The sequence below is a fragment of the Pseudofrankia asymbiotica genome (assembly GCF_001983105.1).
GTDB classification, from domain to species: domain Bacteria; phylum Actinomycetota; class Actinomycetes; order Frankiales; family Frankiaceae; genus Pseudofrankia; species Pseudofrankia asymbiotica.
The window spans coordinates 68,618-92,202 of sequence record NZ_MOMC01000021.1; the positions used below are offsets into that span (position 1 = coordinate 68,618).

At 72.4% G+C, this 23,585-nt stretch carries 22 protein-coding genes; 7 read left to right on the forward strand and 15 right to left on the reverse strand.

Translation table 11 applies throughout. The features are described from left to right. Window positions 1-6: 6 nt before the first annotated feature. The gene (locus BL253_RS11600) at window positions 7-1,326 is read right to left on the reverse strand and encodes an acetoin utilization protein AcuC (RefSeq protein ID WP_081438237.1); all 1,320 of its coding nucleotides are present in this window, start codon (window positions 1,324-1,326) and stop codon (window positions 7-9) included. A gap of 124 nt (window positions 1,327-1,450) precedes the next feature. Here BL253_RS11600 and BL253_RS11605 point away from each other — a divergent pair, with 124 nt between their 5' ends. After that, the gene (locus tag BL253_RS11605; protein ID WP_081438243.1) at window positions 1,451-3,445 is read left to right on the forward strand and encodes an acetoacetate--CoA ligase; all 1,995 of its coding nucleotides are present in this window, start codon (window positions 1,451-1,453) and stop codon (window positions 3,443-3,445) included. 224 nt (window positions 3,446-3,669) lie between these two features. On the opposite strand, the gene BL253_RS11610 is transcribed toward BL253_RS11605, so the two are convergent. From BL253_RS11610 to BL253_RS11625, 4 genes are all read right to left on the reverse strand, one after another. Beyond that, window positions 3,670-4,932: an RNA polymerase sigma factor gene (locus tag BL253_RS11610; RefSeq protein ID WP_076816266.1), complete on the reverse strand. Its 1,263-nt coding sequence runs from the start codon at window positions 4,930-4,932 to the stop codon at window positions 3,670-3,672. A gap of 491 nt (window positions 4,933-5,423) precedes the next feature. Further along, complete coding sequence (locus BL253_RS11615; protein ID WP_076816268.1) at window positions 5,424-6,893, reverse strand: amylo-alpha-1,6-glucosidase; 1,470 nt, start codon at window positions 6,891-6,893, stop codon at window positions 5,424-5,426. A 583-nt stretch (window positions 6,894-7,476) separates the two neighbouring features. After that, window positions 7,477-8,706 (reverse strand): vWA domain-containing protein, encoded by a 1,230-nt coding sequence (locus BL253_RS11620; RefSeq protein WP_076816270.1) that lies wholly within the window; start codon window positions 8,704-8,706, stop codon window positions 7,477-7,479. After that, complete coding sequence (locus tag BL253_RS11625) at window positions 8,703-9,806, reverse strand: AAA family ATPase (RefSeq protein ID WP_076816272.1); 1,104 nt, start codon at window positions 9,804-9,806, stop codon at window positions 8,703-8,705. The genes BL253_RS11620 and BL253_RS11625 overlap by 4 nt, the downstream gene beginning before the upstream one ends. Window positions 9,807-9,832: 26 nt before the next feature. On the opposite strand from BL253_RS11625, the gene BL253_RS11630 reads away from it, so the two are divergent. Together BL253_RS11630 and BL253_RS42885 are read left to right on the forward strand one after the other, a co-directional pair. Then, window positions 9,833-11,119: a hypothetical protein gene (locus tag BL253_RS11630; RefSeq protein WP_076816274.1), complete on the forward strand. Its 1,287-nt coding sequence runs from the start codon at window positions 9,833-9,835 to the stop codon at window positions 11,117-11,119. After that, window positions 11,116-12,147, forward strand: coding sequence for a hypothetical protein (locus tag BL253_RS42885; RefSeq protein ID WP_076816276.1), 1,032 nt, complete (start codon window positions 11,116-11,118; stop codon window positions 12,145-12,147). Before BL253_RS11630 ends, BL253_RS42885 begins: the two co-directional genes overlap by 4 nt. A 42-nt stretch (window positions 12,148-12,189) precedes the next feature. Here the strand turns inward: BL253_RS42885 and phnN are convergent, their stop codons facing one another. From phnN to phnG, 9 genes are read right to left on the reverse strand one after another with little or no spacing between them, the layout of a single operon-like run. Then, window positions 12,190-12,867, reverse strand: a complete 678-nt coding sequence (phnN, locus tag BL253_RS11640; RefSeq protein WP_198946243.1) for a phosphonate metabolism protein/1,5-bisphosphokinase (PRPP-forming) PhnN — start codon at window positions 12,865-12,867, stop codon at window positions 12,190-12,192. Further along, on the reverse strand, window positions 12,864-14,039 hold the full coding sequence (locus BL253_RS11645) for an alpha-D-ribose 1-methylphosphonate 5-triphosphate diphosphatase (RefSeq protein ID WP_076816278.1): 1,176 nt from the start codon (window positions 14,037-14,039) through the stop codon (window positions 12,864-12,866). Before BL253_RS11645 ends, phnN begins: the two co-directional genes overlap by 4 nt. Next, window positions 14,036-14,806: a DUF1045 domain-containing protein gene (locus tag BL253_RS11650; RefSeq protein ID WP_076816279.1), complete on the reverse strand. Its 771-nt coding sequence runs from the start codon at window positions 14,804-14,806 to the stop codon at window positions 14,036-14,038. Before BL253_RS11650 ends, BL253_RS11645 begins: the two co-directional genes overlap by 4 nt. Further along, the gene (gene phnL, locus BL253_RS11655; protein WP_096335975.1) at window positions 14,803-15,558 is read right to left on the reverse strand and encodes a phosphonate C-P lyase system protein PhnL; all 756 of its coding nucleotides are present in this window, start codon (window positions 15,556-15,558) and stop codon (window positions 14,803-14,805) included. Before phnL ends, BL253_RS11650 begins: the two co-directional genes overlap by 4 nt. 7 nt (window positions 15,559-15,565) lie before the next feature. Continuing rightward, the gene (phnK, locus tag BL253_RS11660) at window positions 15,566-16,345 is read right to left on the reverse strand and encodes a phosphonate C-P lyase system protein PhnK (protein ID WP_076816282.1); all 780 of its coding nucleotides are present in this window, start codon (window positions 16,343-16,345) and stop codon (window positions 15,566-15,568) included. After that, window positions 16,342-17,262, reverse strand: coding sequence for an alpha-D-ribose 1-methylphosphonate 5-phosphate C-P-lyase PhnJ (locus BL253_RS11665; RefSeq protein WP_076816284.1), 921 nt, complete (start codon window positions 17,260-17,262; stop codon window positions 16,342-16,344). Before BL253_RS11665 ends, phnK begins: the two co-directional genes overlap by 4 nt. Beyond that, window positions 17,259-18,368 (reverse strand): carbon-phosphorus lyase complex subunit, encoded by a 1,110-nt coding sequence (locus BL253_RS11670; protein ID WP_076816286.1) that lies wholly within the window; start codon window positions 18,366-18,368, stop codon window positions 17,259-17,261. The genes BL253_RS11665 and BL253_RS11670 overlap by 4 nt, the downstream gene beginning before the upstream one ends. A gap of 4 nt (window positions 18,369-18,372) precedes the next feature. Then, window positions 18,373-19,110 (reverse strand): phosphonate C-P lyase system protein PhnH, encoded by a 738-nt coding sequence (phnH, locus tag BL253_RS11675; RefSeq protein ID WP_081438238.1) that lies wholly within the window; start codon window positions 19,108-19,110, stop codon window positions 18,373-18,375. Next, complete coding sequence (gene phnG, locus BL253_RS11680; RefSeq protein ID WP_241834719.1) at window positions 19,107-19,628, reverse strand: phosphonate C-P lyase system protein PhnG; 522 nt, start codon at window positions 19,626-19,628, stop codon at window positions 19,107-19,109. The genes phnH and phnG overlap by 4 nt, the downstream gene beginning before the upstream one ends. A gap of 130 nt (window positions 19,629-19,758) precedes the next feature. Here phnG and phnF point away from each other — a divergent pair, with 130 nt between their 5' ends. From phnF to BL253_RS11695, 3 genes are all read left to right on the forward strand, one after another. Beyond that, a complete protein-coding gene (gene phnF / locus BL253_RS11685) occupies window positions 19,759-20,535 on the forward strand; it encodes a phosphonate metabolism transcriptional regulator PhnF (protein WP_241834720.1) in 777 nt (258 codons plus the stop codon). 280 nt (window positions 20,536-20,815) lie between these two features. Further along, complete coding sequence (locus BL253_RS11690) at window positions 20,816-21,703, forward strand: hypothetical protein (RefSeq protein WP_076816289.1); 888 nt, start codon at window positions 20,816-20,818, stop codon at window positions 21,701-21,703. Between the two features lie 276 nt (window positions 21,704-21,979). Continuing rightward, window positions 21,980-22,525 carry a GtrA family protein gene (locus tag BL253_RS11695; protein WP_198946244.1) on the forward strand — a complete coding sequence of 182 codons (546 nt, stop codon included), beginning with the start codon at window positions 21,980-21,982 and terminating at the stop codon, window positions 22,523-22,525. Window positions 22,526-22,622: 97 nt separating this feature from the next. Here the strand turns inward: BL253_RS11695 and BL253_RS11700 are convergent, their stop codons facing one another. Then, complete coding sequence (locus BL253_RS11700) at window positions 22,623-23,018, reverse strand: hypothetical protein (protein ID WP_198946245.1); 396 nt, start codon at window positions 23,016-23,018, stop codon at window positions 22,623-22,625. A gap of 306 nt (window positions 23,019-23,324) precedes the next feature. Here BL253_RS11700 and BL253_RS11705 point away from each other — a divergent pair. Then, window positions 23,325-23,585, forward strand: a 261-nt coding sequence (locus tag BL253_RS11705) for a transposase family protein (protein WP_241834721.1), incomplete at its 3' end; no start/stop codon positions are given.

Here is a 23,585-nt window from a genome sequence, read left to right on the forward strand (position 1 = left end):
GGATCACTAACGGTCGCGGAGCGGGTCGAGGCCGGTCAGTGGCAGCACCTCGCGACGGGTGGCCGCGACCGCCCGGTCGAGCGGGTCGTCCGGATCGCCCTCGCCGGCGTCCCAGGGGTGGTAGGCGACCGGCCCGCCGCCGTCGCCGAACGCCGCCGGCATCGTCACGCCTCGCCCGGGCGAGCGCAGCGTGGCCGCGTCCACCCGGCCCGGGGCACTCTCGCGCCACTGCTCGGGCAGCGGGCGGTCCACCGGCAGCGGCGCGTGCGCGGCGATCGCCAACAGGTGGGTCCAGGCCCGCGGAACGACGGTCTCCAGCGCGTATCCGCCGCCGCCGCAGGCGAGCCAGCGCCCACCCGCGACCTCGTGCGCCAGCTCGTGCAGCGCCAGGTAGGAGGCACGCTGGCCGTCGATGGTCAGCCGCAGGTCGGCGAGCGGGTCGAGGCGGTGGGTGTCGCAGCCGTGCTGCGTGACCAGCACGTCCGGGCGGAACTGGCGCAGCAGCACCGGCACCACGCCGGAGAACGCCCGCAGCCAGCCGGCGTCGTCGGTGCCCGGCGGGAGCGCGACGTTGACCGCGGTCCCCTCGGCGTCACCGGTCCCGACCTCGTCCGGGAACCCGGTGCCGGGGAACAGGCTGCGGCCCGTCTGGTGCAGCGAGATCGTGAGCACCCGGGGGTCGTCGTAGAACGCGGCCTGCACGCCGTCGCCGTGGTGCACGTCGATGTCGACGTAGGCGACCCGGTGGGCTCCGGCCGACAGCAGCCAGGCGATCGCCACCGCTGGGTCGTTGTAGACGCAGAATCCGCTCGCACCGGCGCGCATCGCGTGGTGCAGGCCGCCCGCCAGCGCGACCGCGTGCCGATGGGTGCCCGACCACACCGCCCGCGCGGCGGCCAGCGTGCCCCCGGTCACCGCGGCGGCCGCCTCGTGCATCCGCTGGAACACCGGGTTGTCCGAGGTGCCGAGCGCGAACATCGCGGCCAGCCGCGGGTTGGCGCCGCCGGGATCACCCACATGGCGGACCGCGGCGACGTAGGCCGGGTCGTGCACCAGTTCGATCAGCTCGTCGGRCGCGAGCGACGCGGCGGCGGTCGCGACCCCTGGTACCGCGAGGACGCCCGCGCGCGTCGCCAGATCCATGGTCAACGCGAGGCGCACCGGGTGCAGCGGGTGATGTGGGCCGAAGTCGTAGCCCAGCATCGCCTCGTCCCAGACCACCAACGTTTCCTGACCAGTCCCGCCGGGGCGGCGGGGCTCACCCCCACCACCGGGCCGGCCGGCGATGGGGGCAGACCCGTCGCTCACACCGCCGATGGTCTCCATAGGGCGAAGGTAGTCCCCCGGCACGCACCGCGACGCCCATCGCCCGTCTTTGACCGTCACATGGCGGTCGGGGTGGATTGCCCGGACCGATTGATTAGGGTCAGGTCGCGTGGCGGGCAACGAGATGGCGCAGACCTCCGACGAGGGCACAACCGAGGTGGTGCGGGCCGGCACGCTGCTGTGGGAGCCCTCGGCCGAGCGGATCCGCGACGCCGGGGTGACGCATTACCAGGACTTCCTCGCCAGCGAGCACGGCCTGTCGTTCGCCGACCCGCGGGACCTGTGGCGGTGGTCCGCCGCCGAGCCCGGCGCGTTCTGGGAGACGATCTGGAACTTCTGCGGCGTGCGGGGCGAGCGCGGCGACGGCCCGGCGCTGGCCGACGCGCGGATGCCCGGCGCGGCCTGGTTCCCCGGGGCGAAGGTCAACTACGCCGAGAACGCCCTGAGCCGCCGCGGCGGGGAGCCGGCGATGATCGCCATCAGGGAGGACGCGGCGACCGTCGTGATCTCCTGGGACGAGCTGCGCCGCCAGGTGGCCAAGTGTGCCGGAGGGCTGCGCCGGCTGGGAGTGCACCGCGGTGACCGGGTGGCCGCGGTGCTGCCGAACTGCGCCCACACGGTGATCCTCATGCTGGCCACCGCGAGCATCGGCGCGGTCTTCTCGAGCTGCTCGCCGGACTTCGGCCCGTCGGGGCTCGCGGACCGGTTCAGCCAGATCGCGCCGAAGGTGCTGGTCGTCGTCGACGGCTACACCTACAACGGGACCCCGCACGACATCCTGCACAACGTCGCCGAGCTGGTCGAGGTGCTGCCCAGCCTGGCCGCGACCGTCGTCGTCCCGTACGTGGCCGCCGACGTCGTCGAGCGCGCCGAGCGGCTGAACCTGCCCGGGATGACCTGGTGGGACCAGCTGGTCATCGGTCTGGAGGAGGTGCCCCAGTTCGAGCCGATGCCGTTCGCCGCGCCGCTGTGGATCCTCTACTCCTCCGGCACCACCGGGCTGCCCAAGCCGATCGTGCACAGCCACGGCGGGATTTTGCTGGAGCACCTCAAGTCGCTCGCGCTGCACCTGGATCTCGGCCCGGACGACCGCTTCTGCTGGTTCACCACCACCGGCTGGATGATGTGGAACTTCCTCGTCTCCGGCCTGCTCGTCGGGTCGACGATCGTGCTCTACGACGGCAGTCCCAGCTTCCCCGACCTGTCGACGCTGTGGCGGCTGGTCGAGGCGCTCGGCCTGACCTGCCTGGGCGTGTCGGCGGCGTACCTGCACAGCTGCCTCGGCCGAGGGCTCTCCCCGTGCGTGGTCGCCGACCTGTCGACGCTGCGCACGCTCGGGTCCACCGGCTCGCCGCTGTCCACCGACGGCTACGCCTGGGTCTACGACTCGGTGAAGCCGGACGTGCTGCTGACGTCGATCAGCGGCGGAACGGACGTGTGCGGCCCGCTGGTCGCCGCGCTGCCCACCATGCCGGTACGCGCCGGTGAGATCGGCCTGCGCGCGCTCGGCTGCGCCGTCGACGTCTTCGACGAGCAGGGCAGGCCGGTCGTCGACGAGGTCGGCGAGCTGGTGGTCACCGCGCCGATGCCGTCGATGCCGCTGCTGTTCTGGGGCGACCGGGACGGCTCCCGGCTGCGGGACAGCTACTACTCGATGTATCCCGGCGTGTGGCGGCACGGCGACTTCGCGCGGCTCACCCTGAGCGGCGCCGTCGTCATCGAGGGCCGCTCGGACGCGACCCTGAACAGGGGCGGCGTCCGGCTCGGCACCGCGGAGCTGTACCGGGTGGTCGAGCGGTTCGAGGGCATCACCGACAGCCTGGTCGTCGACACCTCCGGCCCGGGCCAGACCGGCCAGCTGTTCCTGTTCGTCGTCCCGACCAGGCGCGGCAGCCTGACCCCGGAGATGGGCGAGGCCCTCAAGGACGAGATCCGGACCGAGCTCTCCCCGCGCCACGTTCCCGACCGTGTCATCGAGATCCTGGACATCCCCCGGACCCTGACCGGCAAGAAGCTCGAGGTCCCCGTCAAGCGCCTACTGACCGGCGTCCCGCTGGATCGCGCCGTCAGTCTCGCCGCCGTGGCCAACCCGGAGGCGCTGGCGCCGTTCATCCGGTAGAGGTGTTTGCGGGTCGCTCCGGAACAAGCCCCGGATAGGGGTCGTAGTCGGGCGGGGTCGGGCGGGAAAGTTGTTTCTGGTTCGCTCCGTCCGGGCGGCGCGCTACGGCCCCGTACTCGCTTCGCTCGTGGACGGGCCTCCGCGCCGCAGGGTCGCCCGCCATACGACGAAGGCCCGCCCCCGAAGGGGCGGGCCTTCTACTACCTTGCTCTACCTAGCTCTACCTAGTCCAAGAACTCGCGGAGCCTGCCGGCTACTGCCGGCTTGCGGAGTTCGCGGAGGGTGTCGCGTTCGATCTGGCGGATTCGCTCTCGGGTCAGGCCGAGGCGGTTGCCGACCTCCGCGAGGGTGTGCTGCTTGCCGTCGGCCAGGCCGAACCGCAGCCGCATGACCTCGCGCTCGCGCGGGGACAGGTTGCCGAGAACGTTGTCGATCTCGTCCTGCATGGCGCCATACGAGGCGGCGTCCGCCGGCGAGGTCGCGTCCGAGTCCTCGATGAAGTCGCCGAGCACGGAGTCGCCATCGTCACCGACGGTCGACTCCAGGCTGACCGTGTCCTGCGCGTAGCGGCGCAGTTCCACGACCTGCTCGAGCGGCATGTCCAGCTCCAGCGCGAGCTCCTCGTCGGTCGGCTCACGGCCGAGCGTGGAGACCAGCTGTCGCTGCAGTCGAGTGATCTTGTTGATCTGCTCGACCACGTGGACCGGGATGCGGATGGTGCGGGCCTGGTCGGCGAGCGCCCGGCCGATCGCCTGCCGGATCCACCAGGTCGCGTAGGTGGAGAACTTGTAGCCCTTGGCGTAGTCGAACTTCTCGACCGCGCGGATCAGGCCCAGGTTACCCTCCTGCACCAGGTCGAGCAGCGTCATTCCCCGGCCGCTGTACTTCTTCGCGACCGAGACGACCAGGCGCAGGTTCGCCGAGACGAGTTGCTGCTTCGCGGCCTCGCCGTCGCGGACGAGTCGCTTGAGGTCCCGACGCAGGTCGGGCTCGAGCTCCTCGGCCGTGGCCAGCTTGTGTTCCGCGAACAGCCCGGCCTCGACGCGCTTGGAGAGTTCGACCTCCTGGGCGGCGTTGAGTAGCGGGACCCGGCCGATCTCGCGCAGGTACATGCGCACGAGGTCGGCGGTGCCCGCGTGCTCGGTCGTCGTGCGGCCGGTCTCCGCGGGCTCGGAGGATCGTTCCTCCTCCTCGAGGACGTCGACACCGGCGGCTGTCAGCCGGGCGACGAGCGCCGGCAGAAGCTCGACGCCGACGTCGGCGGTCTCGAGTGCCTCGCGCAGCTCGGTCCGGCTGACCTCGCCGGACTCGCGGCCGCGAGCTATCAGGTCGGCAACCGTGCTGACGTCGAGCTCATCGATGTCCTCTGCGACCGCCGTCAGCGTGCGGCCGGTGGAGGAGCGGGCAGCAGTCGACCGACGCGGGCGCCGCGCGCTGGTACGCGCGCGCGGGGCGTCGTCGTGAAGTTCCAGAGCAGGCAGCGTCATCAGTGATAGATCCGAAGGTCGGTGCGGGTGKGTCGTCGTCCTTGCACGTGGAGGTAACGTCTGACGACGYGAACCGATTCCCCGCGCAGGCACAGCCGGACGGCAGCGAACGCCGGGCCTACGCCGCAGTGTAGACCCTCACCCTCGGAACACTGAACCCGCTTGTCGCGAAGACTACCCCGCAGATCGGCTTCTGTGGTCAGAACAACCAACTATCTAGGTTGTTCTTCCACGGGTTCAGTGCACCTCGGTCGCTTTAAGTAACGCCACGAGGTAAGGCCAGCACTCACGGCACAGAAAGCCACGTCACGCCGTGTGGCCCAGCCCTCCCTCGGACATCCCTTGCCCGACGCAGACGGGGTACCCGGCGTGCCGCGCATAACCGGGCCAATCGGCGTGACCCACGCCACATCTATGCGACACGCCGTCAGCCCGTCGACCAGCGCGGCGCCGGCCGCGCCCACGCCGCCGGCCCCGGCTGGCGCAGCGGCCTAACCGAGCGGCGAGGAGGGCAGCTCGTCGCCGGCCCGCCGGGCGTCCGGCACCCCGGACACCCCCAGCAGGGAGGCCGCGCGCGCCGCCGTCGCCTGGATCTCCGGCAGATCCGGTCGCGCCAGCAGGTCGACCAGCAGCGCCGCCGTCCAGGAGAAGCTGTTGCTGCCAGCGCCGGAGCCGTCCAGCGGCGAGTAGTACTCGAACATCTGGCCCGAGCTGGAAATCAGGTTCAGTACGCCCGCGCGCAGCTCCCGGGCGGCGTCCAGCCGTCCGTAGCGCTCCAGGCCGTCGGCCAGCAGCCAGTTGATGTTGATCCACACAGGACCCTGCCAGTAGCAACGAGGCAGGAAGGCGTCGTCGTCCGCGGGCACGCTCGCCACTCCGTAGCGCGGCCAGTACCGCGACGACGTCATGGCCTTCACCAGTCCGTCGACCCGTTCCTCGGGAACGACGCCGGCGTACAGCGGGAGGAAACCGCCGACGGTCTCGTGCCGGAGGAGCTCGCCCGTGCGGAAGTCCCGGCTGTAGTACGTCGACTCCGACCAGAGCCGCTCCATCGCCTCCCGGCAGCGGCGCATCGAGCGGGTCAGCCGCTTCGGCAGCCTCACCCCGACCTCAGCGGCTATCTCGACGAGGTGGTCGTTGGCCCGCACCAGGATCGCGTTGAACGCGACGTCCTGGACCAGCGGCACGTCGGTCTCGCGGATGTTGCGGAACGAGTAGCCCGACCGGCGCAGCTCACGAACGACGCGGTACAGCGTGAACAGATCCGCCGAGGTGAGCCGCTCCTCGACCGGCACCTCCTTGGCGTCACGGCGCAGCGCGTCGAGAGCCTCCGCGGTGCCCAGCCGGCGCAGCACCTTCACCCGTCGCGGAGTGATGGGCAGCGTCGCCTCCATCCACGGCGGCGTGTTGTCCATCCCCGACTCCCACGAGTGCACCAGCGTCACGAGGCCGTCGTCGTCGGGGTCACGCTCGGTGTGCAGGAACTGGTGGAAGCGGATCAGACCAGGAAGCAGGGCGCGGTAGAAGTCGGCGCGGGCCTGTGGGTCGAGCGTCTCGCCCACTCGGACCGCGGCCTCGGCGATCATCGGCGGCTGGGTGATACCGGTGCTCTGCGCGCCGGACGCCGTCGCCACGTACCGGTCGCAGCGCCAGCGCTGCGGGCCGGCGTGATAGAAGTCATCGACCTCGGCGAAGATCACGTGCGGGATCATGCCGTTCGGCCATTGGCCGCGCAGCAACGACAGCACCTCGGCCGCGGCGCGTGCCGGGTCGATATGACGCAGTCCGATCGCGATGAAGCAGGAGTCCCAGAGCCACTGGTGCGGGTACAGCGTGGGCGATGGCCTGGTGACGTCGCCGAGATCGTTTCCGTGCAGCACCTCGAGCGCGGTGGCGCGCAGGGCCTGGAGGCCGGGGGACAGCGTGGGAACGGGGGCACCGGTGGACGTCGGAACGGGCATCGTGCGAGGGTATCGACCTTCTGTTGCGCCGACGCTTCGTGCTCGGTAAATGCGCCACAGCGACGGAGTTTCCTGCCCGTCCGGACCAGTTCCGCGTCTACTGGGGCAAAACGGCGGATCCAGCACGCAAGCACTCGATCCGGTCTGCCCGATACGCGTTGATCCGCCTCTGGGCGTACGGCGCGCTCTGCCAACCTGTCCCAGACAACCTGTCCCGCCGATGCCCGGTAGTCCTAGTGGTGACGACCGGAGCTCGCATGGCGCGCGACGAACTGCCAGGCAGGCGGGCCCGGGGACGCCATCACGCCACGCGACCATMACGGCCGCGGCGCCGCTCACCCCCCGCCCTGCCGCCGGCCTCGGGCCCGCGGCGTCCGGCCGGCCGCCGAGATGCCCGTCCGGCCGAAGGTCGGGATACCACGAGGTCGGCCGCACCGGAGTTCCACTGGTAACCACGAAAAAGCGCCCGATGCCGGCGGACATCCGACACTTCTTTCACCAGGCGACGATCACAGGTCGACGCTTTTTCCGGAAAACTCGTCGGTGCCCGTTTGAGTAATTACCGAAGCCGGTGGCTCGGCTGTCAGGCCTCGGCCTCGATGACCACCGTGCGGGCCCACACGGGTGGGTTCCCATGACCGCCGACCTGGACGACGTCACGCAGGAGGCCGACGACGACGCGAATCCCGGGCGGAGGCTGGGCGGGCCACGGCGTGTAGCCGTCGGTGAGCACGATGACGGTCGACGGGCGGGGCCGCAGCGCCGCGGCGGCGGCGATGCCAGCGCCCATGTCGGTGCCGCCCCCGCCCGCGAGGCGGACCTGGCCGGCCCGGCTGACCCGCCGCAGCGTGTGCACCGCGGTGTCGACCGCGAGCACCCGCACCCCGTCCGCGCGCAGCCCGGCTCGGACCAGAATGCCGTCGATCTCGGCGAGCGCCCGCGTGAGCAGGCCGTCATGCATGGAGCCCGAGGTGTCGCACACGATGGCCACCTCGGGAACGGGCCGCCGCATCGTGGGCAGCACGACGCCCGGCACGGCGCGGCCCCGCCGGGACGGCCGGCGGTAGCTGTAGTCCACCGCGCCGGCCGCGGCGCTGATCGCGGAGCGGATCTCGGCGGCGAGCACCCGCCGCCAGTCGACCCGGGAGGGCAGCACGGCCTCGGCCCACCGCAGCCAGCCACCGGCGACCGTCCCCGGCTCGGTCCCGTGCTGGCGCTGGATGTCCGCGGCGACGGCGAGCCGCAGCAGGTCGCCCCGCGAACCCGAGAGCCCGTCGGGCGAACCGTCGCGCCGCCCGGGCGAGCCTTGGCCCTGACCGTCCCAGGGCCGGTCCCCGGCATCGGCGCCGGACCCGCAGTCCCAGCGCCGGCGCCCGGCCGCGGCGACCTGGTAGTAGGCCTCGGCGAGCAACCCGTCCGCGGCACCGAGATCCGCCGGCAGGTCGGGGGCCACCGTCGGCAGGCAGCCATCGATCCGGAGATCGTCGTTGATCTCCGCGTCGACGCACCGGTTCCAGCGGGCACGGCTCTCGTCCTCGGCGACGCGGTTCGCCTCGGCGCGGGCCGCGTGATCGCGGATCAGGTGGCTGGTGAGATGGATGAACAGCCGGCCAAGCTCGGCCGGGTCGAAGCCGGCCAGCAGGTCGGGGTCGACGTGCAGCCGCCAGTCCCGGTCGACGGCTATGGTGCCGCTCCCGGGCGCCGGGTGGACGGCGCAGGCGAACAGGGCCCTGGCCAGGTAGGGCTGACGATTGACCGCCCAGATCCGCGCGGCGGCGATCTTCTTCCGGTCCGGCTCGGTCAGGATGCTCATCCCAGCAGGCCGGCCTCGCGCAGCAGCGGAGCGAACGCGGCCACCTCGGGCGGCACGGGGGCGCCGGGCGGGCGGCAGCGGACCAGCGTGCGGGCGGCGGCCGCGGCGACGTCGGGAGCCGCGCCGGCGGCCCGCCCGAAGGCCCGCCAGCCCCGCTCCCAGCGCCCGGCGCTCGGGTCCGCGGCGACCACCGCCGCGATCGAGGACAGCGCCGCGTAGGCCCGGTCTCCCCGTTCGGGCAGGACGAACGAGTCCGGGTCGGCGAGCACCGCCTCGGGGTCGGGCAGGTCCGCCTCGACGAGCCAGGTCAGGAACTCCGCCCCGGCCCCCGGCCCGACGCAGCCGCGGACCAGCAGCGACACGGCCGTGTCGTCGACGTCGCTGGACCGAGCGGCGGCGAGCAGTCGCGCCGTCATCTCCCAGGTCCGCGGGCTCGGCCACGCCCGGCCGGCGGTCACGGCCTGGTCTGGCACGGCGATGGTCAGCTCCGGTCGCACGATCAGGAACCCGGCCACCCAGCTGCGGGCCACCGGGACCCGCTCGACCCAGTCGGCGGCGAGCCGGGGAGGGCTGACGGTCGGCCAGCCGCTGACGAATCCGTCGGCCACGGCACGCGCGTCCAGCGGCCAGTCCAGATGGCAGAACCGGTTGGCCAGCGGCGCGGAGAGATCCCAGCCGTCGGCGGCCTGCTCCGGCGGGTTCGCCGCGGCCACGACCGAGATCTCGGCGGGCAGGGTGAGATCACCGACGGTGCGTTCCAGCACGACCCGCAGCAGCGCGGCCTGAACCGCCGGCGGCGCGGTGGAGATCTCGTCGAAGAACACCAGCCCGTGCCCGGCACTGACCAGCCGCGACGCCCACCGGGGCGGGGCGAACTCCACCCGGGCAGCCCCGTCGACGCCGGTCACGATCGGCAGCCCGGCGAAGTCGGACGGCTCCCGGATCGAGGAGATCACCGTCTCGCACGGCCAGCCCGCCGCCTCGGCCATCGCCCGGACTGCCGAGGTCTTTCCGGTCCCGGGCGGGCCCCAGAGCAGCACCGGGACCCGGGCCGCGACGGCGAGGCCGAGCGCCTTGGTTACGGAGAACTGTCCACTCACATCCGCAGTGTGGCAGGCTTCCCGGAGTGGACGGATTTGACGGTGAGCTCCACCTCCGCCTGCTCGGGGAGAGGGCGTTGCTCTCCGGCGGGAACCAGCAGCCGTTCGGCGACCCGCTGGTCGAGCAGGCCCGCGCGCTGGCGACCGTCGGCGCGGTCGCCGCCCCGGTGGCGCGGCGGGTCGTCGACGACTACGCCCGCGTCCGCGAACAGCGTGGCCTGGGCGGGCCAGCTCGCTTCGCGCCGCCCTCGGCCACGGCCCAGGCGCCGCGCCGGATCGCCCCGTGCCACCGCGTGATCAGGCAGCCGACGGGTGATCTGGAGATCCGCTACGTCATCCTCGGCCAGGCCGAGACCCGTCTCGCCATCACCTTCAGATCCAGTGCGCAGGTCCCGCCCGGCGTGGGGCACCGCCCGGCGCCCATGCCGATCGGCCTCACCGGTGTGCCCTCGATCAGCGTGACCGACGACTACGGAAACACGGTCACCTCGTCGACGTTCTCCGGCAGCGGCACGGCCCTTCAGTGGCGCGGGTTCCTGACCCTGCGGCCCGCGCTGGCGCCCGACACCACCTGGATCGAGCTCTACGGAGAGCGCGTCGAACTCGGCGCGGGCCTGGGCGCCCGCATGGTCACGATCGAGAACTTCGGCGAGGCCGACGTGGTCGAACGGTACCTGGCCCAGTGCCTCGCCGGGGCCGGCCTGAGCCCCCGGACCCGCTCGCTGCCTGAGGCCCTGGCGGCCCTGACCGCCGCCGGCCTCGTCGACCCCGCCGATCCCGCGACCGCCTCCACCCTCGCGGTCCACGAGGCGCTCACTCAGATCGGCGGCCCGCACCTCCCGCGGCGCCATGCCCCCTCGCCCCCGCTGCCGCACGTCGCGCCGCCCGGGCTGGCAGCCGAACCGTGGCGCTCGCTGCTCGCCCGTCGCGGCGAGCGCGGCGGGCCGGCAGGGACCATGTTCGTCGGTGCTGTCACGCCGGTGTTCGACGGGGTCAGTGYCGCCCTGCTGGACCTCACCTCCTCCCATGACGGATTCCGCTGCGACGTCGAGCTCGCCGGCCCGCTCGAGATCGGTACGGCCGCGGGCTCCACCTTCGACCGGGCCTTCGTGACGTTCTCCGCGCTCGACGACGGCGGCAACTTCCACCTCGGCCGGCTCGACAACTGGAGCGGCGGCGACGGCACCGTCTCCGGCACCCTCGACTTCTGGCCGGCGCTCGACCCGAGGGCCACCCGGCTCGACCTCGTCCTCACCACCGACCGGGCCCGGGCCGTGATCACCGTGCCCCTGACCTGGGACGCCGCGCAATGACGCCATCCTGGTGGACCGGCCTGACACCCCTCGACGAGACGATCCCCTGCGGAGACGCCATCCACCGGCTCCGGTGGGCCGAGGGCGAGCTCGGTACGCCCGACCACGACGATCCCGACGGCGAACGCACCCTCGCCGCGCTCGGCGGCGAGCCCATGCCCTGCGTCCAGGTCCTCGACGCCTGGCACCGCCACCGCGCCGACCTCGACGTGCTGCTGCTCGCCAGCCGCGGCCCCGCCGACCACCTCGACCCCCGGGCCACCGCGGTCGCCGCCGGGCTCAGCGGCCGCGCGGTCCCGTTCGGGGCTGTCCCGGCCATGCCCGCACCGCCCTCGCCGTTCCCACCGCCACCACCGCCGCCGCCACCACCACCGCCGTCGCCGCCGTCGCCGCCGTCGCCGTCGCCGTCCCTACAGCCTCCACCGCCGCCGTCGTTCACGCCGGCGCCGCGGCCCGCGCCGATGCCACAGCCCATGCCGCGCGCACGGCCCGCGCCGCGTCATGGTGGGGCCGCTTACAGCACCGCCGTCGCCATGGGCGTCTCCCCCGGCTACTTCTACTACGGCGGCGGCCACGGCCCCGGGCCACACCAGCACGGCGATCCCCTGTCCATGCTGCTGCGCCTGCCCGGGGCGCTGCCCGACCGGCTCGTCGCCACCGTCGTCGCCACCTGGGCACAGCGGATCACCGACGGCGACCCGCTGGTCACCGCGGCGCTCCCCGCGCTGCACGCCGCCCTCTACGGGCGCGCACTGGCCGCCGCCCGCGGCTGGCTCGGCGGCGGCCCCGAGCTCGACGTCCGCCTGGCCGCCACACCAGCCATCGCCCGCCGACCCGACGGCGTCATCGGCATCGAACTGCCGTTCAGCTGGCTGCGCGACGTCTGGGCCCGCGGCTTCACCACCCTCGCGGGCCGCTTCTGCCTCACCRCCCAGCCCGGCCCGTCCGGCCCGTCCGGCGACTGGACCTTCACCACCGTCGCCACGGACCTCGGCCAGCCCCAGACCTGGACGCTGCGGGCTCGGTGACGGCGTACGCGGTCCGGGGACCAGATCCCGCCGGCCGGCCCGTCACCGATCAATCTGACTCACCGGTGGGTGACCGGGAGGGCGGACCGCCGCGTCGCGGATGACGCGCACCAGCTGGGCGCCGCCCTCGGCGAGCGAGCCGTCGTTCTCGATCACCGCGTCGGCCCGGTGGCCCGGGGCCGGGTCCGGGCGGGCCAGGCGCAGCCCGATGCCGGGTTCGGGCTCACGGCCCCGGGTGCGCAGCCGCCGCGCGCGGACCTCCGCCGACACGGTCACCCGGACCACGACGAGCCGCTGGTAACGGCCGGCGAGCTCGTCAAGCACAGCTCGGGAGACGTTGGYGACGACGACGCGGCCGTCGCGTACCTCCGCGTCGGCCGATGCCGGGATGCCATAGCGGAGCCCGTGCGCGTCCCAGGACACGGCGAAGTCGCCGCGATCGCGGGCCTGGGCGAACTGCTCCTCGCTCACCGGCTCGTGGTCCTCACCCGGCCCCGGCGGGCGGGTGATCACCCGCCGGGGGAAGTGGGCGAGGGCTCCGGAACGCTCGCGGGCGTAGGACAGCAGCGCGTCCTTGCCGACGCCGCTGGCGCCGACGACGGCGACGAAACCGCCGGGACCGATCAGCTTCGTGGCGCCGCCCGTCAGCTCGGTCACGCCGCCCGTCAACTCGGTCACGCCGTCCGTCAACGTCGTCGCGCCGTCCGTCAGCTCGGTCACGCCACCCGCACCCCCTCGCGGTACACGCCGCGGACGACGGGCACCCGCAGCCCGCGCGGGTGAAGCTCGGTCCCCGGCAGGTCGTGCGCGTGCACCCGCACCAGGTCGGCGCGCCTGCCGGCCGTGATCTCGCCGCGGTCGTCGAGGCCGACCGCTCGCGCCGGGTTGCCGCTGACCAGCGCCGCGCCCTCGGGCAGCCCGATCACGCCGTCGGCGACCAGCTGGAAGACCGCCTGCAGCGGGCTCGACGGCACGTAGTCGGAGGACAGGATGTGCAGCAACCCGAGCCCGAGCAGCTCGGCCGCGGCCACGTTGCCCGACTGGCTGCCACCTCGGACGATGTTGGGGGCGCCCATGACGATCTGCTGGTTGTGCTTCGCGGCCTCGCCGGCGGCGAGCACGGTGGTCGGGAACTCGGAGATGCGTCCCCCGAGCGCCACCGACTCGTCGACGTGGTCGGCGGTCGCGTCGTCGTGGGTGGCCAGGGGAATCCCGCGCTCCACGGCGAGCTGCGCGATCGCGCGGCGGTGCCTGTCCGCGTAGAGCTCCGACTGCTCGAGCAGGGGGGCGACGAACGCGTCGAACCCGGACTCCGTGACGTTGCCCTTGCCGATGTGGAACCGCTTGAACACCTCGAGGTCGGCGTACTGGCGCTGGCCAGGCGTGTGGTCCATCAGGGAGACCAGCCGCACGTACGGGTCGTCGGCGAACTCGCCGAACGCGGTGAGGCAGTTCGGCGCGGACACCTCGCAGCGCACGTGGATCGCGTGCTCGGCGCGCGTCAGGCCCGCGCCGGCCGCCAGCTCGATCGTGTCCGCCAGGTCCCGGGCGCGCGCGGCGGCCGCGTCCCTCTTGTCATCGGCGGAGGAGCCGACGCGCATCGCGTCGAGCACGGTGGTCGCGCCGCCGGCCGTCAGCTGCGCGTCGCTGGCTAGCACCGCGGGCAGGGGGTCCCACCGAACACCAGGTCGCGGGGAGAAGTGGTACTCCAGGTGGTCGGTGTGCAGCTCGACCGCGCCGGGCAGCAGGTAGTCGCCGTCCAGGTCCTCGCCGGCGTCCGCCTGGCCGGAGCTGATCTCGGCGATCAGGCCCTCGCGGATCACGACCGAGCCGTGCAGGACCTCCTCCGGCAGGACGATGCGGGCGTTGCGGAGCACAGTTTCGCGCGTCATCGCTTTCCTTCGCTGACTGTCGGGGCTTCGGCATGTGGAGGTGTGAGGTCGGGTGCGGGAGCCGGCCGTAGCGGGTGCACCGCGTGGAGCGCGAACGGAGCGCCTGGCTCGGCCTCGGTGAACAGGGCGAGCGCGTCAACGGCAACGTCCGCCCCGAGCGAGGCGGCGAACCAGTCGCCAAGGGCGCGTTCCACGCCCGGCTGCTGTCCCGGCGCGATGCGGTCGGTGACGGTGAGGTGGAAGCGGAACTCGTCGAGGACGTACGGATAACCCCAGGCCAGGAGCAGCTCGCGCTGGCGCGGCGTGAGCGAGGCCGRCTCGCGGCGGGCGAGCTCGGCCTCCGTCGCCGGGGCGCGGAAACCATCGAAGGCGGTCACCGCCTCGTCGGCGAGAGCGTGAAGCCGCGCTGCCTCCGCTCCGGGTACCAGGGCGAAGAAGCTGCCCAGGCGCGCCAGCGACAGCCGCGGGATCGTCACGCCGACGCGCCCCGCGGCGAAGGACGCGAGGGCGGCGTCGAGCTCGTCGGGCGTGCGGCCCTCGGCGAGGCGGAACGGCGCCTTGAGCGTGCCGTGGAAGCCGTATCGACGCGCGTCGACAGTCATCGCGTCGACGGTCTCGCGAGTCCAGCCCGCGGGGACGCCCGGTGTGACCGGCTCCCCCGAGACGGCGCGGCCCAGCCATTGCTCGGCTTTCTCGCGCAGCGCCACGGCCACGGCATCCGTCGAACCGGTGCCCGGCGCCGCGTAGATCGCGAACCGCACGGTCACGCCGCCGCTCTGACGGCCGAAGCGAACATCTCGACTCCGACGACGCGGTCGGCGACGGCGTCGCGCACCACCGCGTCGTGAAAGATGCCGAGCATGGCGACGCCCCGCGCGCGCTTCTCGCGGATCAGCTCGGTCACGACGTCGCGGTTGCGCGCGTCGAGCGAGGCGGTGGGCTCGTCCAGCAGCAGCAGCGGCAGCTCCGTCACGAAGCCGCGCGCGATGTTGACCCGCTGCTGCTCGCCGCCCGAGAAGGTGGCCGGCGGCAGGCTCCACAGCCGTTCGGGTATGGCCAGCCGGGTAAGCAGCCGCGCCGCCCGCTCGCGCGCTTGCGCCGTGGGAACGCCGCGCTCGACGAGCGGCTCGGCGACGACCTGCAGCGCGCCCACGCGGGGCACGCAGCGCAGGAACTGGCTGACGTAGCCCATCGTGTCGCGGCGGGCGCGGAGCACCTGGCGCGGGTCCGCGGCGGCGATGTCGACGGCACCGTCGATCCCACCGTCAGCATCGGCGCCCGGGCACCACAGAACAATGTTGCCGCGGTCGGCGGCGTAGTTGCCGTAGACCATCTTGAGGATCGAGCTCTTGCCCGCCCCGGAGACGCCCCCAAGCGCGACGCACTCGCCGGCGTGCACCTCGAAGGTGAGYCCGCGCAGAACGGGCAGGAGCTGGCCGCCCTGCAGGTGCATGGTGAAGGTCTTGTCGACGCCGGTGACGGCGAGGATCGGCGGGGCTGCCACCGTTGGAACAGCCATGGTCGGATCACCCCTGGAGGATCGAGGAGACGAGGAGCTGGGTGTAGGCGGCCTGGGGATCGTCGAGCACCCGGTCGGTCAGGCCGGACTCGATGACCCGGCCGTCCTTCATCACCAGGGTTCGGTGCGAGATGAGCCGGGCCACCGCCAGGTCGTGCGTCACGATGATCACGGCCAGGCCGAGCTCCGCCACGAGCGAGCGGATCAGGTCGAGCAGGCGCGCCTGCACCGACACGTCGAGGCCACTGGTCGGCTCGTCCATGAACACCAGGCGCGGCGAGACCACCAGGTTGCGGGCGATCTGCAGGCGCTGGCGCATGCCGCCGGAGAAGGTGACGGGAGCGTCGTCGATGCGGTCGACGGGGATCTCCACCCGCCGCAGCCACTCCGCCGCGGCGGCGCGGATGCGGCCGTAGTGGCGCCAGCCTGTCGCCATCAGGGGCTCGCCCACGTTGCCGCCCGCGCTCACGTGCATGCGCAGCCCGTCGGCCGGATCCTGGTGGACGAAGCCCCACTCGGTGCGCCACAGCCGGCGCACCGCGCTCTCGCCGATCTCGGACAGGTCCGCCGCCTCGCCGTCGGCGGCGCGGTAACGGATGCTGCCCTCGGTCAGGCTGAGGCGCTGGGAGAGCGTGCCGAGCAGCGTCGACTTCCCCGAGCCCGACTCGCCGACCACGGCGATCACCTCACCGGGCCACAGGTCGAGATCCACGCCTCGGCAGCCCCAGCGGTCGCCGTAGCGGTGGCCCGCGTCGCGGACCTGCAGCAGGGGTCGCGCGCCGCTCATGCGGTCACCTCAACGGTGTCGACGGCATCGGCGGTGGCGGTGTTAGCGGTGGCGGTGTTGGCGGTGGCGGTGTTGGTGTCGCTGTTGGCGGCGCGCTCGCAGTGGTCGGTGTCGGAGCAGACGAACATCGATCCACCCACGTCGTCGGTGATGACCTCGTCGAGGTAGACGCCGACCGAGCCGCAGATCGCGCAGGGGTCGTCGAAGCGCTGCGGTTCGAAGGGGTGGTCCTCGAACCCGAGGCTCTCGACGTCGGTGTACGGCGGCACGGCGTAGATGCGCTTCTCGCGCCCGGCGCCGAACAGCTGCAACGCCGGGTTGCGGTGCATCTTCGGGTTGTCGAAGCTGGGGATCGGCGACGGCGCCATGAGGTAGCGGCCCGCGACCATGACCGGGTAGTCGTACGTGGTCGCGACGTGGCCGTACCTGGCGATGTCCTCGTACAGCTTGACGTACATGAGCCCGTAGTCCGCCAGCGCGTGCAGGCGGCGGGTCTCGGTCTCGCGTGGTTCCAGGAACCGCAGCGGCTCGGGGCCTGGCACCTGGTAGACGATCGTCTGCCCCTCGGCCAGCGGCGTCTCGGGGATGCGGTGACGGGTCTGGATGATGCTCGCCTCGCCGGTGCGCGTCGTCGTGCGCACCCCGGCGACGGCGGCGAAGAAGGAGCGGATCGACACGGCGTTGGTGGTGTCGTCGGCGCCCTGGTCGATGACCTTGAGGACGTCGTCCGGCCCGATGATCGCGGCGGTCACCTGGACGCCGCCGGTGCCCCAGCCGCGCGGCATCGGCACCTCGCGCGAGGCGAACGGCACCTGGAAACCGGGGACCGCGACGGCCTTGAGCAACGCCCGGCGGATCATCCTCTTCGTCTGCTCGTCGAGGTAGCCGATGTTGTAACCGCTGGGTCCCTCGCTCATGCGGATGCCTCCGTGAGGGTGCGCTCGCGGAACTCGGCCTGGAGGCGGCGGACGAGCCCGAGCTCGGCCTGGAAGTCGACGTAGTGCGGCAGCTTCAGGTGCTCCACGAAGCCGGTGGCCTGCACGTTGTCGCTGTGGCTGATCACGAACTCCTCGTCCTGCGCCGGGGCGACGACGCGCTCGCCGAACTCGCCGGCGCGCAGCGATCGGTCGACCAGCGACATTGACATCGCCTTGCGCTCACCACGGCCGAAGGCCAGCCCATAACCGCGGGTGAACCGCGCGGGGGTGTCGGTGTCGCCCTGAAACTGGTTGATCATCTGGCACTCGGTGACCTCGACGCGGCCGAGAGGGACCGCGAACCCGAGCTCGGGTGCCTCGAACTCGACCTCGACCTCGCCCACGCGGATCTCGCCCGCGAACGGGTGGGTGCTCCCGAAGCCGCGTTGCGTCGAGTAGCCCAAGGCCAGCAGGAAGCCCTCGTCGGCGCGGGCGAGCGCCTGCAGCCGCCCGGCGCGGCTCATCGGGAAGACCGGGGGCTCCCGGGTGAGGTCGGCGGGCTCCGAGTCGTCGGCGCCGGGGACGTGGTCGGGCTCGATGAGCGCGCCCGCGCCGAGCAGGTCGGCCACCCGCGGCGTCTCCAGTCCCGGGCTGGCCGCCGGCCCGGCTCCCGGGCCAGCCCCCGGGTCGATCCGCGGGCCTCCGGTGTCGCGGTCGGTGAACAGCCGGTGGGTGTAGTCGAAGGTGGCGCCGAGCTGCTGGCCGCCGGGCAGGTCCTTGAAGGCCGCCGAGACGCGGCGCTGCGGGGGCAGCCCGGCGGTGTTCACCGGCAGCGTGTAGCCGAAGCGCGGCAGGGTGGTGCGGTACGAACGCACCAGCGTGACGGCCTCCAGCACGTCGCCCTGCGCCTGCAGGATGGCGCGCGCCGCCAGCTCGGGGTCGTACAGCGACCCCTCCGTCATGACGCGCGAGACCAGGACTCCGAGCTGACCGGCGACGGCGGCCCGCTCGATGCGCGCGAGACCCACGTCCCCGCGCCCCTGCTTGGCGAGCAGGGCGTGTGCGTTGGCGATGGCGCGCTCCCCGCCCTTGACCGCGACGTACATCGGCTCAGACCTCCAGTTCGGCGTCGGTCTCGGCGGTGTTGGTGCCGGCGTTGCCAGTCCCGGCGGTCCCGGCGGCGTCGGCGGTGCCGGTACCCACGGCGGTGAGGCGGGTGGTGCGGGGCAGAGCGGCGACCGCGCCCGAGCCCACCAGCAGCAGGTCGACGCCGCGCGGGAAGAGCTCGGCGTTACGGCGCCACGCGTCGGCGAAGCCGGCCGTGGCCCAGGGAGCCGCCAGCGTCGCGACGCCGTCGACGCCGGGCCCCCGCGCGGTGAACCGGGCCGGACCCGCGCAGCCGCGGACGTCGAGCACGACCGTGGCCGACAGGTGAGGCGCCTCATCCGTGCCGAGCGCCAGCGACGCGAGCGGCGGCAACGCGTCCGGGCCGGTGATGACGAAGCCGGCCGAGGCCGGGTCGTCGGTGCGCCGCGCGCCGGTGTGGAACGCGAGCCAGGCCGCGGCCTCGGCGTCGCGGCCGAGGCCACCGCCGAGCCAGACGGCGCAGTCCTCGTCGAGCAGGGCCAGCGCGACGGCGGCGAGGCCCTGGCCGAGGGCGGCGGGCGGCTCGGCGGGCCCGGCCAGCGGGTAGGAGCGGGTGGGGTGGGCGAGGGCGTCGAGCACGGCGCGGAAGGCGCGCTGCGCGTCGCGCGTGGGGTCGGCGAAGCCGGGCGCGGGAATCACGGGCACCGCGACCGCGGGCACAGGCGACGTGGGCGCGGGCACGAAGCCCGCCGCGGGGGTCATTCGTGCTCCCGGGCGACGGAGAAGAAGTCGACGAGCGTGCTGCGCGCCTCGGCGTCGCGGATGCCGTCACGTTCGGCGTGTGCCTGCTCGAGCGGCGCGATGACCTCCGCCAGGACGCGCTCGCGCTGCCCCGGGTCGGCCAGCAGGCCGTCGAAGATGGCCGCGAGCCGGGCATGCTCGAGGTCGGTGCCGAGTACGTAGGAGGTGCCGACGGCGTCGGCGGCCAGCGGCTCACCGTGCAGGCGCACGGCGGCGCGGGTGACGGTGGCCTCCCCCAGGTTGAAGCGCGCTCCGCCGCCGTCGATGCGCGCCCGCACCATCACAAGTCCCGCCTCGGGGCCGCGGACCGCCTGCACGGCTGGCTTCGGCGCCCAGCCCCGCCAGGTCGCGTCGAGGACGGCCGTGCTGGCAGTGGCGAGTGTCCGCATCCACCGTTGCCGGGCGGCCACGTCCTCGCGGGGGGTCTCGGTCGGGAGCGTCCGTGGAGTCAGCGTCTGTGGAGACACGTCAGGTGTCACAGCATCCTCCGTCAAGTTGTCCAGCTATCTAGACAACTCGACCGTACCCCACCACAGGACATTGGCGCTACGGCGGACAAGTAGCGATCTGTCCGACAGGAGGTGAACGGCCGGGGAACGAGGCGGTGGAGTGGGTAGAGTTCCGAAGGTCATGACGGCACAGAGCAGGTCGCCCAGCGGATATGCCACCTGGCGGCTCATCGCCGAGGAGCTGCGCCGGGAGATCGTCGGCGGCGCGCGGGCACCGGGCGCGAAGCTCCCGCCCGAGGCCGAGCTCGCCGAGCGCTTCGGCGTCCACCGCAACACCGTGCGCCAGGCCGTGTCCGCGCTGGCCGCCGAGCACCTCGTCGTCTCCCGCCGCGGCAGCGGCACCTACGTCGCCGAGCACACGGTGCTGGTGCACCGCATCGGCGCCCGCACCCGGCTCAGCGACAGCCTGGGCAGCCGCGGCGACGCCTCGCGCCGGCTGCTCGCGTCAGCGGTCGAGCCGGAGCCACCCGCCGAGGTCACCGAGCGGCTCTCCCTCGGGGGCGGCGCGGGCCTGCGACTCGAGACCGCGTCGTCCGTCGACGGCCTCCCCATCTCACGCGGCACACACTGGTTCGCGGCCGACCGCGTGCCGGGGCTCGCGGAGCGCTTCAGCGATACCGGGTCGATAACCGCGGCGCTGCGGGCTGTCGGGATCGACGACTACGTGCGAGCGGCGACGACGGTCGGCGCGCGGCACGCCACGGTGGCCGAGGCGGCCGACCTGTCACTGACGGCCGGTTCGGTCGTGCTCGTCACCCGGTCCCTCGACACGCTGATGGACGGCACGCCGCTGCAGCTCGGCATCACCCGGTTCGTCGCCGCCCGCGTCGAACTCGACGTCGGCCACCCGGATCTCGAACTGGACGGCCCGGCGTAGTCCAGCCCAGGGCATGCCCTACCCCCGCGCCCGCCGGCGAGGCGCCTCGGCCGACTTCGTCGCCTCGGCGAGGTGCGGCCGCACCGTAGGCGATCGTTCACCTGTTCCCGCCATGGCACGCCTCGCGCGGCCTGCGATGGTCGCAGGCTGCGACCATCGCAGGCTGCTCCGGAGTATCCGATGCGCTACCAAAACAGCCGACGCAACGGCGAGCCGTGCCGATTCGGGGGGTGCACCACCCGAACCAGACCTGTCGGACCCGACAGGCATGATTCCGGACATGCCCACCAGCGCCCACGAGGTGCCTCTCGACCTGACCCGCCTTGATCCGGCGTTGCTGGACTGGGTTCAGACCGACCTGCTCGGTGACGACGCCCCCGGCTTCGACCACGCGCGGCTTCACGACCCGAACGTCCGCCCACGCACCTACCAGGCCGACGCGATGGTCCTGTACTGCGATCCGCAGGACAAACCGGTAAGAGCCGCGGTCTACGAGATCCAGCGAGGTCGGGATCCGGCCAAGCTGGCCTCGTGGAAGCTCTACGTCGGTCAACTGGAACGGGAGTTCCAGGTCAAGGCGTCGCTGGTGGTGTTCTTTCCTGATCCGRCCGTCGCCGGCTGGTATCGCGGCGAAATCGCGAGAGACGCCTTCAGCGGCGCCCGCCTACACCCCCGGTTCTTCACCCCCGCCGACGTGCCGCTGGTCGTCGACGAGGCGCAGGCCGCCRCCCACCCCGCTCGAGCGCTACTCGCCGCGATCTGCCACACCGACGACACGAAGATCGACGCCATGTTCCCCGCCCTGCTCGCCGCGCTGGACGCGCTGGAACCAGCCAAGAAGATCTTTTACCATAACGTGACAGTGGGCAGGCTGCCCGAGGCAGCCCGGACCCGTTGGGAGGCGTACCTAGTGACCACGGCCATCGGCAAGCGTTACTACGACGAGATGTTCAACGAGATCGACGCCAAAGCGGAGGCGCGCGGCGAGGCACGAGGCGAGGCACGGGGCGAGGCACGAGCGGTGCTGGCTGTCCTTGAGGAGCGCGGGGTGGCGGTGTCCGACGAGTTCCGCGAGCTGGTCCTGGCCTGCACCGATACAGACAGGACTCGTCGGTGGCTGCGCCGCGCGATCACCGCAACCACCGCCGAGGACGTCATCCGGGACTAGCCCGACTAGCCCGACGAGGCGTCCACCGGATCCACATGACACTGGAGGGCGGTCACCCGAGTCGGGGTGGCCGCCCTACGGCGCCTGCCCGAAAAGACATCACTTCAAGTGGGGACCTTGCGCGCTGCGGCAGCGCGGTTTCGCCGCTCCTGGGCCCGGGCCAGACGGGACGAGATCTCTGGATGGCTCCTAAAAAGGGTCGAGAACCGAGTGGTCCGCGCGGGCCGTAGCGTTGCCGCTGACATGCGCATTCATCGGCAGGAAGGGCCAACGCCCGTGACGGAACCAGCCGGTCAGACGGTCGTCGAACGACCGGACGCCGTGGCCGTTCCCACCGCTCACCCCGGGCGGTTCCATGCCACCATGGAGAGCGTCAGCCGGCGCCTTCCGTTCGGGTTGTCGCGGATCATCGCTCCCAGCATTCTCGGCTTCGCCGTCATCAACGGTTTCACGTTCGCCGTCGACCTCAGCCTGCTGACGGCACTCCACAGTGGCCTGCGGTGGCCGCTACCCGCCGCGATCACGCTCTCCTACCTGGTGGCCTTCGGACTGAGCTTTCTGCTTAACCGCCGGTTCAACTTCCGTTCTCATGCGCCGATCGGCGGGCAGGCCACGATCTACCTCGTCGCCATCGGTATCAACTACGTGGCGTTCATCCTTGGCCTCACCGCCAGCCTCGACCGCCTCGGAGTCGAGTACCACATAGCCCGGCTCGCCGCGGGCGCGTGCGAAGCGGTCTACATGTACAGCGTCATGCGCTGGGTCGTCTTCCCGGACAGGGAACGCCCGAGGCACGGGAGCGACAGCCGGCAGGAAGCCTGACGCGCCAACCAGGCGCCCATGACTTCGATATCGACTTTCTGGTCTGGTCAGCGACAAGCCGCCCTAGACCCTCCGAGCCCGAGCAAGGGCTACCGACTCAGGCGAGGTCTTCGAAGGAGTCCTCGCCCGGGCGCCAGCACATCCACCGCCCATCTTCGAACCCGTTCAAGAGCGCGATCTCTGGGCCCACCAGATCCTCCTTGGCTGGATGTAGGACGATCGAGCCACGGTGAAGCTCGATCCGGAGGCCGACTCCCGTTGTCTCCGTTGTGCRCATGACGACGTCGAAAATCAAGGAGCGCAACACGTYGACATAGCCCGGCTGGCCGCCCGAGAAGCTGCCGCCCTCTGTTGCGACGACTGGCATAACGTCGCAGGTGAGGGACGGATTCTCCGACGTCTCACCATCGAAGCCGAGTTGCAGGTAGTCGAGAACGAAGCTCGCGGAGTTGAGYCGGAACCCGACGAGGCGGCTCGGCAACTCGTTGGGCACGTAGACATGCTCTGGCATGCCCTCAATGGTGAGACTTGGCCACTTCGGCACGTACGGCGGGCCGACGTCCCGAACGGGACGGCGGCGGGCGCCAGCTCAGCATTCCGCCTACAGTAATCCGGGTCTTCGAAGTTAACCGGGGTGGGCGTGGGTCCCGCATTCGGTTTGGTGACTGTGCGTGATGTTGGCCTGGTGTGGCTTTGTGTGCCGGGCGTGGGACGCTGGCGCGTCGTGACCTGAAAAGGGCCCGCAACCCCGGCGATCTTGGTTGTTCCTACGCAATCAAGACGCCACGGGGTTACGGGCTTGAGCGATCATACGAGTGTCGCGACGTTGTTGTTGGAGCTGGACGGTCTGGTGGTGCGGCACGTCGAGCGGCAGGCGGACGGCTCGCGGTTGGTGCGGCTGGAGACGGCGGACGAGGCCGCGCGGGCGTGCCCGTCGTGCGGGGTGTTCGCGACGCGGGTCAAGGGTGTGGTGCGCACCCGGCCGCGTGACCTGCCCGGCGGTTCCTCCGACCTGTGGCTGGAGTGGGTCAAGCGCCGCTGGTACTGCGACGAGCCGGGC

Coding starts and splice junctions, on each gene's coding strand:
- BL253_RS11605 (WP_081438243.1), top strand. CDS start 1,451: ATGGCGCAGACCTCCGACGAGGGCACAACCGAGGTGGTGCGGGCCGGC.
- BL253_RS11610 (WP_076816266.1), bottom strand. CDS start 4,932: ATGACGCTGCCTGCTCTGGAACTTCACGACGACGCCCCGCGCGCGCGT.
- BL253_RS11615 (WP_076816268.1), bottom strand. CDS start 6,893: ATGCCCGTTCCGACGTCCACCGGTGCCCCCGTTCCCACGCTGTCCCCC.
- BL253_RS11620 (WP_076816270.1), bottom strand. CDS start 8,706: ATGAGCATCCTGACCGAGCCGGACCGGAAGAAGATCGCCGCCGCGCGG.
- BL253_RS11645 (WP_076816278.1), bottom strand. CDS start 14,039: ATGACGCGCGAAACTGTGCTCCGCAACGCCCGCATCGTCCTGCCGGAG.
- phnK (WP_076816282.1), bottom strand. CDS start 16,345: ATGAGCGGCGCGCGACCCCTGCTGCAGGTCCGCGACGCGGGCCACCGC.
- BL253_RS11665 (WP_076816284.1), bottom strand. CDS start 17,262: ATGAGCGAGGGACCCAGCGGTTACAACATCGGCTACCTCGACGAGCAG.
- BL253_RS11670 (WP_076816286.1), bottom strand. CDS start 18,368: ATGTACGTCGCGGTCAAGGGCGGGGAGCGCGCCATCGCCAACGCACAC.
- phnH (WP_081438238.1), bottom strand. CDS start 19,110: ATGACCCCCGCGGCGGGCTTCGTGCCCGCGCCCACGTCGCCTGTGCCC.